This window comes from Verrucomicrobiia bacterium (assembly GCA_036405135.1).
Classification (GTDB): Bacteria; Verrucomicrobiota; Verrucomicrobiia; order Limisphaerales; family JAEYXS01; genus JAEYXS01.
On sequence record DASWYF010000044.1, the window covers coordinates 54,994 to 70,882 of the forward strand.

The 15,889-nt window shown below is 56.1% G+C and carries 13 protein-coding genes; 11 read left to right on the top strand and 2 right to left on the bottom strand.

Annotation, left to right across the window (positions count from 1 at the left end; translation table 11 throughout):
* The first annotated feature begins 78 nt into the window (after positions 1-78).
* The 4 genes from VGH19_20695 (at position 79) to VGH19_20710 (ending at position 8,978) form a co-directional block, all read left to right on the top strand.
* Positions 79-3,324 carry a DUF748 domain-containing protein gene (locus VGH19_20695; protein ID HEY1173796.1) on the top strand — a complete coding sequence of 1,082 codons (3,246 nt, stop codon included), beginning with the start codon at positions 79-81 and terminating at the stop codon, positions 3,322-3,324.
* A 207-nt stretch (positions 3,325-3,531) separates the two neighbouring features.
* Complete coding sequence (locus VGH19_20700; GenBank protein ID HEY1173797.1) at positions 3,532-6,891, top strand: c-type cytochrome; 3,360 nt, start codon at positions 3,532-3,534, stop codon at positions 6,889-6,891.
* 281 nt (positions 6,892-7,172) lie between these two features.
* On the top strand, positions 7,173-8,351 hold the full coding sequence (locus tag VGH19_20705; GenBank protein HEY1173798.1) for an SGNH/GDSL hydrolase family protein: 1,179 nt from the start codon (positions 7,173-7,175) through the stop codon (positions 8,349-8,351).
* Positions 8,352-8,471: 120 nt separating this feature from the next.
* Positions 8,472-8,978 carry a GTPase domain-containing protein gene (locus VGH19_20710; protein HEY1173799.1) on the top strand — a complete coding sequence of 169 codons (507 nt, stop codon included), beginning with the start codon at positions 8,472-8,474 and terminating at the stop codon, positions 8,976-8,978.
* Positions 8,979-9,169: 191 nt separating this feature from the next.
* On the opposite strand, the gene VGH19_20715 is transcribed toward VGH19_20710, so the two are convergent.
* Positions 9,170-9,769, bottom strand: a complete 600-nt coding sequence (locus tag VGH19_20715; GenBank protein HEY1173800.1) for a class I SAM-dependent methyltransferase — start codon at positions 9,767-9,769, stop codon at positions 9,170-9,172.
* Positions 9,770-10,283: 514 nt separating this feature from the next.
* A complete protein-coding gene (locus tag VGH19_20720; GenBank protein ID HEY1173801.1) occupies positions 10,284-11,465 on the bottom strand; it encodes a glycosyltransferase family 2 protein in 1,182 nt (393 codons plus the stop codon).
* A 169-nt stretch (positions 11,466-11,634) separates the two neighbouring features.
* Between VGH19_20720 and VGH19_20725 the strand changes: the two genes are divergently transcribed.
* The 7 genes from VGH19_20725 (at position 11,635) to rplI (ending at position 15,626) form a co-directional block, all read left to right on the top strand.
* Positions 11,635-12,576 (top strand): hypothetical protein, encoded by a 942-nt coding sequence (locus tag VGH19_20725; GenBank protein ID HEY1173802.1) that lies wholly within the window; start codon positions 11,635-11,637, stop codon positions 12,574-12,576.
* 34 nt (positions 12,577-12,610) lie between these two features.
* Positions 12,611-12,745 (top strand): hypothetical protein, encoded by a 135-nt coding sequence (locus tag VGH19_20730; protein ID HEY1173803.1) that lies wholly within the window; start codon positions 12,611-12,613, stop codon positions 12,743-12,745.
* A gap of 99 nt (positions 12,746-12,844) precedes the next feature.
* Positions 12,845-13,546 carry a 50S ribosomal protein L25 gene (locus tag VGH19_20735; protein HEY1173804.1) on the top strand — a complete coding sequence of 234 codons (702 nt, stop codon included), beginning with the start codon at positions 12,845-12,847 and terminating at the stop codon, positions 13,544-13,546.
* A gap of 24 nt (positions 13,547-13,570) precedes the next feature.
* Positions 13,571-14,158 carry an aminoacyl-tRNA hydrolase gene (gene pth, locus VGH19_20740; GenBank protein HEY1173805.1) on the top strand — a complete coding sequence of 196 codons (588 nt, stop codon included), beginning with the start codon at positions 13,571-13,573 and terminating at the stop codon, positions 14,156-14,158.
* A 30-nt stretch (positions 14,159-14,188) separates the two neighbouring features.
* Complete coding sequence (locus VGH19_20745; GenBank protein ID HEY1173806.1) at positions 14,189-14,506, top strand: 30S ribosomal protein S6; 318 nt, start codon at positions 14,189-14,191, stop codon at positions 14,504-14,506.
* A gap of 20 nt (positions 14,507-14,526) precedes the next feature.
* Positions 14,527-15,030 carry a single-stranded DNA-binding protein gene (ssb, locus tag VGH19_20750; protein ID HEY1173807.1) on the top strand — a complete coding sequence of 168 codons (504 nt, stop codon included), beginning with the start codon at positions 14,527-14,529 and terminating at the stop codon, positions 15,028-15,030.
* 47 nt (positions 15,031-15,077) lie between these two features.
* Positions 15,078-15,626, top strand: coding sequence for a 50S ribosomal protein L9 (rplI, locus tag VGH19_20755; protein ID HEY1173808.1), 549 nt, complete (start codon positions 15,078-15,080; stop codon positions 15,624-15,626).
* The last annotated feature ends 263 nt before the right edge of the window (positions 15,627-15,889 follow it).

The window sequence follows — 15,889 nt, forward strand, 5'->3', positions numbered from 1 at the left end:
CCTTTTTAACAGGAGACGTTTGACCGCGAGGCGGGATGTGATAAACATCCCGCTTTGTTGCTTTTTGCAAGAGTGTGTATGGCAAACGAGAAGTTTAACGCGTTTAAGAAAACGAAGGGTTTCCGTCGCTTGGTATGGGCGACGGTGGTGCTGGTGGTGTATTCCATCGTGGGTTTCCTAGTGCTTCCGGCGGTGATTAAGTCACAGCTCATCAAGCGCCTGCCGGAATACACAAAACGGCAAGTGTCCATCGCGGATGTGAAGCTGAATCCCTTCGCGCTGTCTTACACAATGCGCGGTTTTTCGCTGACGGAGACGAATGGTGAGACGTTTGCGTCGTTGGGCGAAGTGTATGTGAATTTCGAATTGTCCTCCATCTTTAATGGGGCATGGACGCTGGGGACGGTTTCGGTGAAAGAGCCGTTTGCACAGGTCACGCGCAAGGCGGATGGGACGTTCAATTTCGACAACCTCATCCCTCCGGCGGATACGAATGTTGTGAAGGAAGTGAAGCCGTTGCCTGCGGTGCTGGTGGAATTGTTGACGATCGAGGGTGGAGCGGTGGCATTCACGGATGAGACGCGGCCGGGGCCGTTCAAGACGAAGATCGCGCCGATCCAGTTCGATCTCACGCAATTGACCACGCGACCGGACAAGCACAGCCCGTATGGCTTCACAGCAAGCGATGATGCTGGGATGAAGCTGTCTTGGACAGGGCGTGTCTCGGTGCAGCCGCCTGCGTCATCGGGCACACTGAAGATCGAGGGTGTTTACCTGCCGAAGTATGCGAACTATGCGGCGGAGTTTTTTGATGGTGAGATCGTGCAGGGGAAAGTGAACGTGGATGGCAAGTATGGCTTCTCACTCGCGGGTGCGATGCCATCGGTCACATTGACGAATGGTCTGGTGCAAGTGCGGGATCTGAAGGTCACGGCGAAGGGGGACACGTTGGTGACTTTGCCGACGGTGGATGTGAAGGGGATCGTGGCGTCGCTAGAAGAGCGGTCGATCAAGGTCGGTGAACTGGCGACGAGCGGGCTCGAGGCGAAGGTGGTGCGGGAGAAGGATGGAAGCATCAATCTGCTGAATCTCATCAAGCCGCAGCCGGTGGTGACAAATGCGGTGAGCACGAATGTGACCGTGGTGGCAACGAGCAATGCCGCACCGTGGAGGGTGGCCCTGGATTCACTGCAAGTGGCGAACTACAGCGTGACTGTGGAGGATCGAACGTTGGCGAAACCGGCATCGCTCAAGGTGGACCAGGTGGCGGTGCGGGTGGATGGTTTTCAACTGACGACGAATGCGACGCTGACGACGAAGGTCTTCGCGCGTTTGAACGAAGCGGGCACGGTGGAGGTGTCCGGGCCGGTGCATGTGTTTCCGCCGGATGGGGAATTGGCGATCGAGTTGAAGGAGATGGACCTCCGACCGTTGCAGCCGTTCGCGGCACCGTTTGTGAATGTGGCGATCCGGAGCGGGTTGCTCTCCACGAGTGGCAAGGCGCAGTTCGCATTGCCTGCGAGTGGTGCGCCGAAGCTGACGTTCAAGGGCGATGTGAAGCTGGATAAGTTCGATACGGCGGATGGCACGGAGTTCCAGGATTTCGTGAAGTGGGAGGCGCTGGCGATCAGTGGTATTCAACTGCAAAGCGAGCCGCAGGATTTGCAGGTGCAGGAGGTGAAGTTGAAGGGATTGCAGACGAGCTTGATCATCGGGACGAACAAGCAATCGAACATCGAGACGATCTTGATGACGAAGGCGAAGACGACGAATGAGGTGGTGGCGGTAACGAATCAGACGGCGTCGGCGAGCGTGCAGACGAATGCGAGTGTGGTGCCGGTAAAGCTGGCGAAACTGGTGCTGGAGGATGGTTCGTTGAAGTTCGTGGATAATTCCATCCAGCCACATGCAGTCATCGCGGTGCAGAAATTTGACGTGAGCGTGGATGGGCTTTCGACCATTGAGGAACAACCTGCGACGGTGGCCATCAGCGGGCGCGTGGATGAACTGGCGCCGTTCTCGGTGACGGGCAAGGTGCGGCCAGTGTTGACGAATCTGTTAGTTGATTTGGTGATTAGCAATCGTAACACGGATATGACGGCGTTCACGCCTTACATGGAGAAGTTCGGCGGGTATCCTATCACGAAAGGCAAGGTGAGCGTGGGGTTGAAGTATGAGATCGTGGGCATGGCGCTGAAATCCGAACACAGCGTGGTGGTGGATCAATTCACGCTGGGGACGAAGAACAGCAGCCCGGATGCGATCAATCTGCCGTTGAAGCTGGGTGTGGCGTTGCTGAAGGATCGGCATGGGAAGATTGAGCTCGATCTGCCGGTGAACGGAAGATTGGATGATCCGCAATTCCGCGTGTTGCCGGTGGTGATGAAGGTGCTGGTGAACTTGGTGACTAAGGCGGTGGCGTCGCCGTTCGCGCTTTTGGGCAAGCTGGTGGGTGGTGGGGAGGAGATGAGCTTTGTGGCGTTCGAGCCGGGTGTGGGAACGATACCGGAAGCGGAGCAGGCGAAGATGGAGAAACTGGCGAAGGCGCTGTATGAGCGGCCGGGCTTGAATCTGGAGATCGCGGGGGCGGTGGAGATGAAGGGGGATCGCTCGGCGCTGGCGAAGTTGAAGTTTGAGCAGCAGTTGAAGGGGATGCGTTTGAAAGAGATCGCGGCGACGGGGGTGACGCCTCCGTCGATGAGTGAGTTGAAGATGGAAACATCGGAGCGGGAGCGTTTGGTTACGGCGGCGTATGTGGAAGTGTTTGGACCATTGCCGGTGGCTACGAATGTGGTGGTGGCGACACCTGTGACTAATGCGGTGGTGGCTGTGGCTACGCCTATGACAAATGCGCCTGCGGTAGTGAAAAAAGAGGAGATGAAGCCGGAAGTGAAGAGTGAAGCCAAAGCGAAGAAACGTTTTACTGAACAATTGCAGGGTGCGGCCGCGCAGCTGGCTTTTGCAGAGCGGAAGAAGAAGGTGGTAGTGAAGAAGCCTGCAGAGGTGGTGAAAAAGGAAGAGGTGAAGGCTGTGGAAGCGATAAAGGTTGCTGAGACTGTGGCTTCTACTCCTGCGGTGCCGCCAGTCCAGTCAGTTCAAACGACGCCGACAATCACCCTTGCGGAGATGGAGGCGAAGTTGCTGGAGCGCGTGAAGGTGGAGGATAATGAGTTGCGAGATCTGATGTTGCAGCGGGCGCAGAGTGTACAGACGTTATTGTTGAAGACGGAGAAGGTCACGGCGGAGAGGTTGTTCATCATCACGCCAAAGGCGTTGGATGAGGCATACCGCGGGGAGAGCAAGGTAGACCTGTTGTTGAATTAGTAAAATCCCCGGTGGAAGTATCAGATGTTTGGTGATGGCCTTGGTTTGGGCATCGCGGCAGCGATGCCCCCTGGGATGAGAGGGACTGGCGCAGGTTCGGTTGCTAACATTTGAGCCATTTCGCGCATGACTTATGACCTGAACACGTTATCAATACGCACAATGATTTTATTCGATGTAAAAATGCGGGCGGTTTTGTCCCGTAGGATGGCCCTGAAAGCGGGAAGCTGGGTTTCGGCGATGGCTTTGCTGGCGGGGGTGGTGGGTTTCGCACTGCACGAAGCGATGGCGGCGGACAGCAAGTTGCTGGCGGGGGCGGAATTGATGCAGCGTGGGCCGCGTCCGGCGCGTCCAGCGTTGCCAGCGAGTACGTTGCCGTTGAAGTTCATTAAGGGGGAGCGGATCGCGTTTGTGGGTGGCGGGCTGGGGGAGCAGATGAATCGCAGCGGGGATTTTGAGACGTTGCTGCATTCGCGCTTTCCGCAGCAGGAATTGGTGGTGCGGAATTTCTGTCGTCCAGCGGATGAGGTGTCGGTGCGGCAGCGGTCGAGCGGTTACACGGCGTTGGATAATCCTTTGAGCGCGTTCGGGGCGGATACGATCTTCTGCTTCTTCGGTTTCAATGAATCGTATGCGGGCGCGGAGGGTGTGGCGAAGTTCAAGGCGGATTACGCGAAATTTCTGGATGATGCGGCGAAGGAATATCCACGGGATGATGCGGGGAGTGCGCCGCGATTGGTGTTGGTTTCGCCAGCAGCGTTTGAGCCGACGGGGGGCAAGTTCCTGCCGGAGGGGACGAAGGAGAATGCGAATCTGAAGCTGTATGCGAATGCGGTGAAGGAAGTGGCGGCGGAACGGAAGATCGCGTTTGTGGATCTTTATACGCCGACGCTCAAGGCGTTCAGCAAGAAGAAGGGAATGCAGTTCAGCAGCAACGGCATGTTGCTGAATGAGGAGGGCAATCGCGCGGTGGCAGAGGCGTTGGACGAAGCGCTCTTTGGCACGGAGAATCCGGCGATGGCGGGTTCGTCCGGTTACGAGAAATTGCGTGAGGCGGTGAATGACAAGTCCTGGGTACACATGCAGGACTATCGCATGCTGAACGGCTGGTATGTGTATGGTGGCCGTCGCACGTTCGATACGGAGACGTTCCCGCGTGAGTATCTGAAGATCCGCAACATGGTGGAGGTGCGGGATCGTTACGTGTGGGACATCGCGCAGGGCAAGCCGGTGGCGAAGGTGCCGGATGACAGCAAGACGGGAGAACTGATCGTGCCCGCGCCGGGATTTGGTCGCTGGCCGTCCAAGGAGCCGAAAGAACTGAAGTATCCGACGCCGGAGGAGAGCATTAAGACGATGGAAGTGCCAGAGGGTTTCGAGGTGCAACTGGTGGCAAGCGAGAGGGAGTTTCCGGAACTGGCGAAGGTGAACCAGATCAATTTCGACAATAAGGGCCGTTTGTGGGCCTCGTGCATGGCGAATTACCCGCAGTGGAAGCCGGGTGAACCGAGGCCGAATGATCGCTTGCTGATCTTCTCGGATTTCGATGAGAGGGGCAAAGCGAAGAAGTGCACGGTGTTTTACGACAAGCTCATTTGCCCGACGGGTTTTGAGTTCTGGAATGGTGGCGTGATTGTTGTCGATGAACCGCGGCTTATCTGGCTCAAAGATACGGATGGGGATGATAAGGCGGACATCGTGCAGGAGCTGAGCGATGGTTGGGCCACGGATGACACGCATCATACGATCGGTGCGTTCGAGTGGTCTCCGGGCGGTCTGCTGCACATGTTAGAAGGTGTGAGCATGAGCACAGCGGTGGAGACGCCGTGGGGTGCGATGCGGCAGTTCGGCAAGGCGGGTTGCTACGTGCTGGACCCGCGCTCGCAGAAGCTGCGCTGGTTCACGACACCGGGTTACGGCAATCCGTGGTGCTATGTGTTCGATTGGTGGGGCCAGGGTATCGTGGGTGACGGCACCACGCCGCAGCAGCATTGGGACACGCCTCTCAGCACGGCGGTTTACAGTGGGCGCAAGGGCTTGAACACGGTGTTCAATGGCGAGGGGATGCGGCCGAACGTGGGCACGGAGTTTCTCTACACGCGGCAGTTCCCAGATGATGTGCAGGGACATTTCATCTTCGCGTGCGTGATCAACATGAACGGCCTGACGCGGTTCAAAATCGAGGACGATGGCGCGGGGTACAAAGGCGCGCGGCTGAAGAAAAACGTGAGCGGCAAAGATGTGCCGTATGACCTGCTGACGGCGAAGGATAACATGACGTTCCGCCCGACGGACCCGCAGATCGGGCCGGATGGTGCGTTGTATTTCGGTGACTGGAGCGCGGCGCTCATCGGGCATATGCAGTATTCGCAACGTGACCCGGGTCGTGATCAGAAGCACGGGCGTTTGTTCCGCTTGGTTTACAAGGACAAACCTTTGCTGAAGCCGGTAACGCAGCATGGCAAGAAGGTGAACGAACTGCTCGATCAGTTGAAGGAATACGAGCCGCGCACGCGTTATCGCGCACGCCGGGAATTACGCGATCGCCCGACGGCAGAGGTCATCAAGGCTGTGAAGTCTTGGGTTGCGAAGCTGGACCCGAAGGACAAGGAGTATGATCGCTTGCGCCTGGAAGCGCTCTGGGTGCAGCAGGGGCATCACGCGGTGGACCCGGCGTATCTGCAACAGGTCTTGCGCGCGAAGACGCCGGAAGCGCGGGCAGGTGCGACGCGTGTGCTGGCGGATGAGTGGGAATACCTCTCGAATCCGATGCAGTATATCAAGACGCAGGTGACGGATGAATCGCCCCGCACGCGCGTGGAGGCGATCCGCGCATTGAGCTATGTGCGCACGAAGGAATCGGTGGAGACGCTGCTGCTGGCGGCGGCATTGCCACGCGATTACTGGATCGATTACACGCTGGAGATGACGCTGGGTGCGCTGGAGCCGGTGTGGAAGGACGAGTTCAAGGCGAAGACCATCGCGAACAATAATCCGGCAGGACTGGAAGTGCTGAATGAGTTCGCGAACCGTTCGCAGCCTTCGGGCATCGCAACGGCGGCGTTGAAGAAATTCCTCGCGGCACCGGATATGCCGCAGAAGGATTTGGACAAGGTGCTGGCGGACATAGCGAAGGCGAAGGGCAATGTGGACAACGGCAAGGCGGTGTTCCGCCGCATCTGCATCGCGTGCCATAAGTTTGGTGCGGAAGGCGTGGATTATGGTCCGGCGATGAACGGTGTGGCTTCACGCATGACGAAGGAGTTGATAGTCGAGTCCATCCTGGAACCGAATGCGAAGCTGGATCCGAAATTCCTCACGACGAATGTGGAGACGAAGGATGGCGAAGCTTACACGGGCTTCATCCTGTCGGATACGGCAGACGTATTGAAGCTGCGCATCGCGGGTGGCATCGATCAGGAGATCAAGAAAACAAACATCGCCAAGCGCGATACGGTGAAGCAGAGCAGCATGCCGGAGGGCTTGGCAGGCGGCATGTCACCGACGGAGTTCATCGATCTGATCGAGTTCTTGAACAGCCAGAAAGCGCCGGCTGTGAAGAAGTAAGGGTGCGGTGAGATTGTTCATAAGGCGCACCTGTGATGGGTGCGCCTTTTTTTTGTTTTGATTTTAACCACAGATGGACACAGATCAACACAGATGGAGAAACATCGAACATCCAATGCCCAACATCGAACATCGAGAGAATGGAGTTTGAGCCGCGGTGGCGGCTGAGGAAGGAACTGCCGGCAAGATTCCGGCAGCACATTGCAGTTGGCACACGGCAGGTTGCCAACCTGTGCTACGTGGGGCATGCTCGGGGGATTTCGTTAAAGAAATTTTTGTTTATGCGTGATTTTTTGAAATTGGGGCGGGTGTTGTTTTTGAGTGCGGGATTGCTGTTCTCGCAAATGGCGATGGCACAGGAGGTGGCTCCTTTGGCATCGGAGGCGTATACGCGTTCTTTGGTGAGTGCGGGGGATACGGCGCGGTTGCAGCGGGTGTTGGTGAAGGCGCGCGAGGGGAAGCCGATCGTGGTGGGTGTCATCGGTGGTTCCATCACACAGGGGGCGAAGGCGTCGAAGCCGGAGTTGAAATATGGAGCCTTGGTGGCGCAGTGGTGGCGGACGAATTTTCCGAACAGCAAGGTGGAGTTCGTGAATGCGGGCATCGGCGCGACGGGTTCGAATTACGGCGCGTTGCGCGTGGGGCGGGATTTACTGGCGAAGAATCCAGATTTCATCGTGGTGGAGTATGCGGTGAATGACGGGAATGTGAAGGAATCGGCGGAGACGCTGGAGGGATTGGTGAGGCAGATCTTGAAAGCACCGAATCAACCGGCGGTGGTGATGCTGTTCACGATGAACAAGAGCGGTGGCAATGCGCAGGAGTGGCATAGCAAGGTGGGCGCGCATTATGGCATTCCGATGGTGAGCTTCCGCGATGCGCTCTGGCCGGAGATACAGGCGGGCAAGTTGAAGTGGGAGGATGTGGAGGCGGATGAGGTGCACCCGAATGATCGTGGCCACGCGTATGCAGCGGAGTTCGTGACGCGGTTTGTGGATTCGGTGGAGAAGAAGAGTGCGCGGGCGGATTCAATGATCGGTGCCCTGCCGCCGCCGTTGTTCAGTGACCGGTTTGAGTTCACGAAATTGCTGGAAGCGGGCGATCTAAAGCCGGTGGCGAACAAAGGTTGGGCGTATGATGAGAAGAACAAGGCGTGGCAGAGCGAGACGCCGGGGAGTGTGATTGAATTCGAGATCGATGGGACGCTGATCTATGACATGTGCTGGCGCATCAAGGGACCGATGGGGCGCGCGAAGATTTCTGTAGATGACAAGGCACCGCAGACGCGTGAGGCGTGGTTCAATCAGACGTGGGGCGGTTATCGTGTGACGAGTGAGCTGGCGCGGGATATTGCGCCGGGGAAGCATCGGGTGAAGGTGGAGTTGCTGGCGGAGAAGAACGCGGAGAGCACGGGGACGCAGTTTAGGGTGTTGGGGTTAGGGGCGGCGGGAGTGAAGTGATTTTTTAGCCACAGATGGACGCGGATAAACGCAGATGGAGAGTGGCGAAAAGAAAAATATCGAGCATCCAACGTCGAAATCTGAACTGTTTATGCATGACGGTGAGCTTGGTTGAAAACAATGAAGCCGATCCAGATAGCGGTTTGTGGTGCGCCACAGGTTGGTAAATCGACTTTGCTGGAGAGAATGTCATCCCTTTGTGGCTGGCGAGAAACAGTGCGGACACTCTGGAAAGATGCTGTGCAGATTGAATTGCATGCTCGGGTAAAAGGCGTCGATCATTTGTTTCGAACGTTGCCTGGTCCGATTCTGTATTTTGAAAAGAGGATAACAGAATTGTTGAAGGATGCGGATTTGATCATCTATGTCATCCAACCTAACCTTATGGAAGGTGACGACGTCATTCAGTCAGATTTTTTGGACAAGCACTTGAAGATCGCTAAAAGTCTTGGCCGGGATTGGGATGCAGGAAAATGGCTGCTTGTGATGAATAAGGCTGATCGTGCAAAGGAGTCTTCGATGTTGGAGAAATTTCCTCAAGTGCTAAGAAAGCATGTGATCTTTACGCAAGCAATTAACGGACAGGGGCTGGAATCATTACTTAAGAAAATTGAAGGTATGGTGTAAGAGCGATTGTTTCAAGCGATGTGGCGTTACTATTTGGTACTCGGTTTCGTGGTGGGCGTTGAAGCGGCTTAAAAGCCGCGCTCCTGTTGTATGCGGAAGCTTTTGTGTCGCCGAATTGTCTGTGCTGATTGGTGATAACGCTTAGGACTCGCAAGGGAACGCGGAGCACCGCTCCCTGCCGGGGATGAGGGTCATTTCACTAAGCGTGAAATGAAATGCAGGTCGCGATCAAAGAACCAACTGGCTGGGGCGGGGTAGAGGTTGAGGGAGCGGAGTTCGGTTTCGGTTTTTAGATTTAGTTGCTGGAAGGCGGCGGTCCATTGGGCGCGGGTCCAGTAGTTGTAGGGGAGGACGACGCCGTGGTGGGCGTTGCCGACGTAGTCCATGAAGCGGAGCGTGCTATGGGCGAGGAAGCCTTCTTGGGTGTGGTCTTTCAGCAGGATGCAGTTCTTCGTCACGCGCGCGGCTTCACGGAGCATGATGGTCGGGTCTTCGGTGTGGTGGAGGACATCGACGAAGAGGACGCAATCGAAGGTCTTATCAGGGAAGGGGAGCTTGTGGCCGTCGAATTTCGTGACGGGGATGGCGGTGTGCGGGCGGATGAGGACGTCCACGCCTTCCGCAGTGATGTCCGGGCGGAGTTCGCAAAGGCGTTTTGTCAAAGTGCCATCGCCACAACCTACGTCGAGAAGACGTGCGTTCGCAGGGATGAGCTTGGCGATGTGATCGCTCAACACGCGGATGCGGCGGGTGAAGACAAACTGGCCGTGGATATGAGAGACGGGGTTCATGGGGATGGCCGCAAAAAGGCGCAGAAGGCGCAAAAAGGAATGACTAATGACGAAGCTCGAATGACGAAGGAATGAGCAATGACTAATGGGGAAGAGAAACGTTCAACGTTCAACGTCCAACTTTCAACTTCCAAAGTGGGGAGGCGGCACGTCAAGCCGTGTCGTCGGAAAGCGGAGTCAAGCCTCCGCACTCCAAAAGGGGAGCTTTTAACGTCCAGAGAAGGGATGGGTGTCTCCTCTCCCCGGCCCTCTCCTCCGACTCCGGAGGAGAGGGAGATAGGGGCGTTCAAAGTGATTGAGAGCTGCTTAGAGTTTGGTTGTGCAGTTGCTTCGACGGCGGCTCGCTGAGGATAGCGAGCCCTACCATTGTATTGCCCAAGTGCGCTAAAATTTTCTTTGGAGGCTATGAGGCTTAGTTTGGGCTCGACCCCGACTGTAGCCGGGGCTGGCTCGTCTCGCTCTACCAACATCAGGCGTTTGTGACTTATGTGCCTTTTTATGGTCATGTGTTTTCTTAACGGCGTTTGAGGCCGAGCACACTCAGGAAAAAGCTGGAGAGAACCGTCTGGCATCCTAGCGCGAGCAATACAAAGGAAGGGATCACGGTGCGCAGGGTATCGGCGGGGACGAGTGGTCCGAATTGAGATTTCTGCCAGCCGAGAACCGCAGAGGCGGTGCCTCCGATGCCCGTTAATATCAGCAAGAGGCCGATGATCAATCCGGCTTCGAGCGTGATGTGGGTGAAAAGTTTTTCCATGCGTTTGTCTGTCGGGAGCAATCCGGTGGTGATCGCAAATGTTTTGGTGAACACGGCGAAGATCACGGATTGAAAGCCGACAAGCACGGCGAGACCGGCGTAAAGCATAGTGTGGACGTCGAAGGTGACATCACCAATTTTTTGTGGTCCAGGCATGAGCCAGATGCCTGCGAGCAGACCCACGAGCATCATGATCGCGCCGGGGATGAGGAACAGCCAGCGTGGGCTGTACATGAGCATGAAGCGGAGATGACGCCAGCCATCGCGCCAGCTGCGGAGATGTGGCGGGCGATTGCGTCCGTCTTTCTTCAGGGTGGTGGGCACTTCGCAGATGCGCATCTTCAGCAGCGAGGCTTTCACGACCATCTCGCTGGCAAATTCCATGCCGGTAGTGCGGAGTTCCATGCGTTCCGCCGCAGCTTTACTGTAGCCGCGCAAGCCGCAGTGGTAATCTTTTATCTCAGGGCAGAAAAACAAGCGGCCGATGCCGGTAAGGACGGGATTGCCTAAATAGTAATGCAACGGGGGCATGGCGCCGGGGAGGATGCCGCCACGAAAGCGGTTGCCCATGACCAAGTCGTAGCCTTCGCGCAGTTTTTCTACAAAAGGCATGAGGTTCACAAAATCATAACTGTCATCGGCATCGCCCATGATGATGTAGCGGCCTTTGGCGGCGGCGATGCCGCCCAAGATGGCGTTGCCGTAGCCTTTGTCTTTCACGGGGACGACGCGAGCACCGGCTTTTTCGGCGATGGCTTGGGAGCCGTCGGTGCTGCCGTTATCGGCGATAAGTACTTCACCGCGAACCTGATGCTTCTCCAAGAAGCCAAGCGCTTTGCGGATACAGACTTCCAAGGTCTCGGCCTCGTTGAGGCACGGCATGAGGATGGTGAGTTCGGGAGCGTCCTCGGGTACCGGTGATTGCTGGTTAATGACCATGAACGGGGTGGAGAGTAGGTGGGGGGAGTTTAAAGTTCAAGGAGTAGAGGCGGCGGAGGTTCAAAGAGCGGGGCGTCAGCGACTTTTGCTGGACAGAACGGGAGAAATTAAATATTTGCTGAGTCAGGGCCGTCTGTCTTTCCTGACGGGTAACATAAAAAGGAGAAGTATGAAAATCAGCACATTGATTATCGCATTGGGATTATTGGGTCAAACCGCCTTTGGGGTTGAGGATATCGAGGCCAGGAGCAAGGCATTTGCCATCCAGAAGTATCCGGATAACGAACGGATGCAAAAATTTACGTACGATGCCCAGATAGCTGCTCATAAGTTCATGGCGACGGTGGCGGACAAAGAAGTGCTTGCCTTGGCCATAAAGGCTTACGCGGATGATTATGCGATGCAAAAATTTACGTATGAACGGCAGCTGGCGGCGAAGAATTACATGGCGACGGTGACGGACAAGGAAGTGCTCGCTTTGGCCAGCAAGGCTTACGCAGAAGATTATGCGATGCAGAAATTCACCTACGAACGGCAGCTCACGGCGAAGAATTATATGGCGACGGTGACGGATGCAGAGGCCAAGGCGGCGGCGGGGCGCAAATACCCGGAAGACTACGCGATGCAAAAGTTCACGTATGACAAGGAGGTCGCGGCCAAAGGGTCTATGAGCAAGCCGCTGGTGCAAGGAAGCATAGAGGAGCAGATCAAAGCCTACGCGCGGAAGAAGTTTCCCGATGACGCCGACATGCAGAAGTACGTCTATGATGAGCAGTTGAAGGATTACCGTTATATGGCGACCGTGACGGACAGTGAACTCAAGGCGTATGCCATCAAGAAGTTTCCGGATGATTACTCGACCCAGAAGTTTGTTTATGACCAGCAGGTGGAAGATAAAAAGTATATGGGGACAGTGGCGGACAAAGAGGTCAAAGCGATCGCGTTGAAGAAGTTTCCAGACGATTATTCGACACAGAAGTTCGTCTATGACCAGCAATTGGAGGACAAGAAGTTCATGGCATCCCGGCCTGATAACGCAGCAAAACGGGAGGCCATCAAGAAATTCCCCAATGATTTCTCCACGCAGAAATTTGTTTACGAACAGCAGTAATTTTACTGCGCCGTCGGGGGTGGGGAAGGGAAGCATGGCGGGTTTTCCTGAAAAAGATGGTTGGAAAATGAAAACAGTTGTTGACGAAAACTACGCGATTGCTACTTTTTCCGCCCCTGACCAGTTCGGGCGCTTCATTGTTGCCCGACGTCTGGATTTGGTTTGTTAGGTGAAAACGGCCAGCCTGCGAACACGAGAGGCTGGCTCTATTTGCCTTTAAAAACGGCGCGAAAAGCCAAGATTGGCGGCGCCGGGAAAGATTTAAGACATGAAATCGGTATCATTGACGGCATATCCCCGCACTTTGTCGGGTCGTTTGAGTGTTAAAAAGCTGCGTGCTCAAGGGCGCGTGCCTGCTGTGATTTACGGCGGTCAGGCCAAGCCGGAGAACCTCGAGGTGACTCAAAAGGAGCTGGAAAACCTGATCCATCACTCCGTCTCCGAGAATGTGCTCGTGGATTTGAATGTGGGTGGCAAGGCGAGCCGTCTGGCGCTCCTCCAAGACGTTCAGCACTATGCGTTGACTGGTAGCGTGTTGCATGTGGATTTTCATGAAGTTTCCGCCACCGAGAAGGTGACGATTTTGGTGCCCGTGGAGACCAAGGGTGAGGCGGCTGGTGTGAAGACTGGCGGCGGCGTGCTGGAGCACGTGCTCTTCAAGGTCAAGGTCAAGGCGTTCCCGAAGGATCTCCCAGAGGTCATCGAGGTGGATGTGACGAATTTGCAGTTGAACCAGACCATTCACTTGGGCGAGTTGCCGAAGATCGAGGGTGTGGAATACGTGGGTGACGCAAAGCTCTCCGTTATCTCTGTCGCGGCTCCTCGCACGGAGAAGGAAGAGGAGGCGGCTCCGGCAGCAGCTCCTGGCGACGTGGTGGCCATCAAGGAAAAGAAGCCGGAAGAGGGTGCGGCTCCGGCGGCAGGCGCCAAAGCGGCGGCAGCTCCGGCAAAGAAAGACGCCAAGAAGTAATTCTTGGTGGAGTGAGGCGGCCATATGGAGTCGCTGTATCTCATTGTCGGACTGGGAAATCCGGGGTCGCGTTACGCCAATACGCGGCACAATGCGGGTTTCCTGTTGGTGGAAGAGCTGGCCTCCAAGTGGGGTGCCAACTGGACGGATAGCGCCAGTTTACATAGCAGACTGGCGATGGCCCGGGCGGGTGAGCGGAAGGTGTGGTTATGCCAGCCGCAAACTTACATGAATGACAGCGGTTTGGCGGTGCAGGCAGTGGTAAGTTACTACCGGGTGCCGCTGGAGAACGTGGTGGTGGTGGTGGATGACGCAGATTTGCCGATCGGAGAAATCCGGTTGCGGGGAAGCGGCGGCACCGGCGGACATCACGGGCTGGAATCGATAGAGAAGCATTTGGGCAGCCGACAATATGCGCGGTTGCGGGTGGGCATCGGCCGGCAAGAGCAGGATGTCCGCCAGATAGCGGGTTATGTGCTGGGGCAGTTCGGCGCGGAAGAGCGGGAATTGTTCGGCAAGGTCGCCAAACGGGCGTCCGACCAGATTGACTGCTGGTTGACACGTGGTTTGGGTGTGGCCATGAGCCAATTTAACGGTGTGGTGACAGTCTAATTAGATTTTAAATAGAAAGATCATAAAGCTGTGAAACGTTACGAAGGTTTGTTCATTCTGAATACGGCAGGCAAAGAAGAGAGCGTCAACGACGTGGTCAACAAGATCGCGGAAGAGATCGTGGCCGCCGGTGGCAAGGTTGAGACCATCCAGAAGATGGACAAGAAGTCCTTCGTGCGCACGCCGAACCGCAAGGTGACGGCTGGCTTCTATGTGAACATCATCTTCACGAGCAAGCCTTCCGGTCTGACCCCGCTGCAAAACAAGCTCTCGCTGAACAATGACGTTTATCGTGTGATGATCAATCACGCGCCGGTGGTGGTGGCGAAGGCTGACGCAGCCGCGTAAGTGATTTAACCGTCCGCACCATGGCCAGCTTCAACAAAGTCATCCTGATCGGGAACCTGACCCGTGACCCGGAGTTGAAATACACTCCGAAGGGCATGGCGGTGGCGAAACTTGGCCTGGCTGTGAGCCGTTCTTGGAAGACTGACACCGGGGAAACTCGTGAGGAAGTTGCTTTCATCGACGTTGATGCGTTTGGACGGCAGGCAGAGGTCATCGGGCAGTACATGAAAAAGGGTCGCCCCATGATGATCGAAGGCCGCTTGAAACTTGATCAGTGGGACGACAAGACCACGGGCCAAAAGCGTAGCAAGCTCGGTGTGGTGTTGGAAAGTTTTCAGTTTTTAGGCACGGGTCGCAGTGATGATGGTGGCGCTGGCGGTGGAGAAGGTGGTGGCGAGTATGCTCCTCGTGAGGCGCGTCCGCCGCAGCAAGCCCGTCCGAGCCGTCCGGCTCCGGCAGCTCCATCCTCTCCAGCGAGTGATCCGGATATGCCGCCGGTGGAAGATGATGATGTGCCGTTTTGATGCGGCGATGATTTTTTAGACGTTAACCTTTAGATTTAACTCATTTTATGGCGAAGACAGAAGTTATCCTGACGCAGCCCGTGTTTGGCCTGGGCGCAGAATCCGACCAGGTGAAAGTGGCCGCCGGTTATGCCCGCAATTTTCTCCTGCCGCAAGGTTTGGCGATTCCGTTGACGGGTGCGAACAAGCGCCGTCTTGAATCCCTGAGCAAGCGTCGCGCGGAGCGCGAAGCGCTGGAGTTGAACAACATGCTGGAGCTCTCCAAGGGCTTCACGAAGCTCATCTTGGTCATCAAGGTCAAGACAGGGGAAGACGGCAAGATGTTCGGTTCGGTGACGTCTGGTACGATTGCTGACGAGCTGAAGACGCAGTTCGACATCGCGCTTGAACGCAAGAAGATCAACATGCCGGAGCCGATCAAGGGCTTGGGCGAGCATGAAGTGGATCTGAAGCTCCACACTGATGTGCATGCGACCCTCAAGGTGCGCGTCGAGAGCTTGAACCCTCCTCCGGCCCCGGTGGTGACGGAAGCTCCCGCTGGTGAGAAGACCGAGAAGCGCGGCAAGAGCAGCCGCCCGGCCAAGAAGGCGGAGTAATCTGTAGAGTTTTTTCAAGGGAACGGCGGACAGAAATGTCCGCCGTTTTTTTTGCTCAAGGGCGAATTTCTTGCGTCGCTACGCGACGCTGTTCTTTTGCGAGCATCCCGTGGCCTGAAGGCCTGAGCATTACCCACAAGTCTATAAAGGGTGAATGAACAAGACTGAGGACAGGGAGAGCTGTGTTTTTCGGGGGGCGGTTTCATTTGAGAGGCCGGCGGTGAAGGCCAAAGTCAGGGCAAAGCGGCAGCTTTGCCCCACCC

Coding starts and splice junctions, on each gene's coding strand:
- ssb (HEY1173807.1), top strand. CDS start 14,527: ATGGCCAGCTTCAACAAAGTCATCCTGATCGGGAACCTGACCCGTGAC.
- VGH19_20730 (HEY1173803.1), top strand. CDS start 12,611: ATGGCGGGTTTTCCTGAAAAAGATGGTTGGAAAATGAAAACAGTTGTT.
- pth (HEY1173805.1), top strand. CDS start 13,571: ATGGAGTCGCTGTATCTCATTGTCGGACTGGGAAATCCGGGGTCGCGT.
- rplI (HEY1173808.1), top strand. CDS start 15,078: ATGGCGAAGACAGAAGTTATCCTGACGCAGCCCGTGTTTGGCCTGGGC.
- VGH19_20705 (HEY1173798.1), top strand. CDS start 7,173: ATGCGTGATTTTTTGAAATTGGGGCGGGTGTTGTTTTTGAGTGCGGGA.
- VGH19_20700 (HEY1173797.1), top strand. CDS start 3,532: ATGGCCCTGAAAGCGGGAAGCTGGGTTTCGGCGATGGCTTTGCTGGCG.
- VGH19_20720 (HEY1173801.1), bottom strand. CDS start 11,465: ATGGTCATTAACCAGCAATCACCGGTACCCGAGGACGCTCCCGAACTC.
- VGH19_20715 (HEY1173800.1), bottom strand. CDS start 9,769: ATGAACCCCGTCTCTCATATCCACGGCCAGTTTGTCTTCACCCGCCGC.
- VGH19_20725 (HEY1173802.1), top strand. CDS start 11,635: ATGAAAATCAGCACATTGATTATCGCATTGGGATTATTGGGTCAAACC.
- VGH19_20735 (HEY1173804.1), top strand. CDS start 12,845: ATGAAATCGGTATCATTGACGGCATATCCCCGCACTTTGTCGGGTCGT.
- VGH19_20695 (HEY1173796.1), top strand. CDS start 79: ATGGCAAACGAGAAGTTTAACGCGTTTAAGAAAACGAAGGGTTTCCGT.
- VGH19_20710 (HEY1173799.1), top strand. CDS start 8,472: ATGAAGCCGATCCAGATAGCGGTTTGTGGTGCGCCACAGGTTGGTAAA.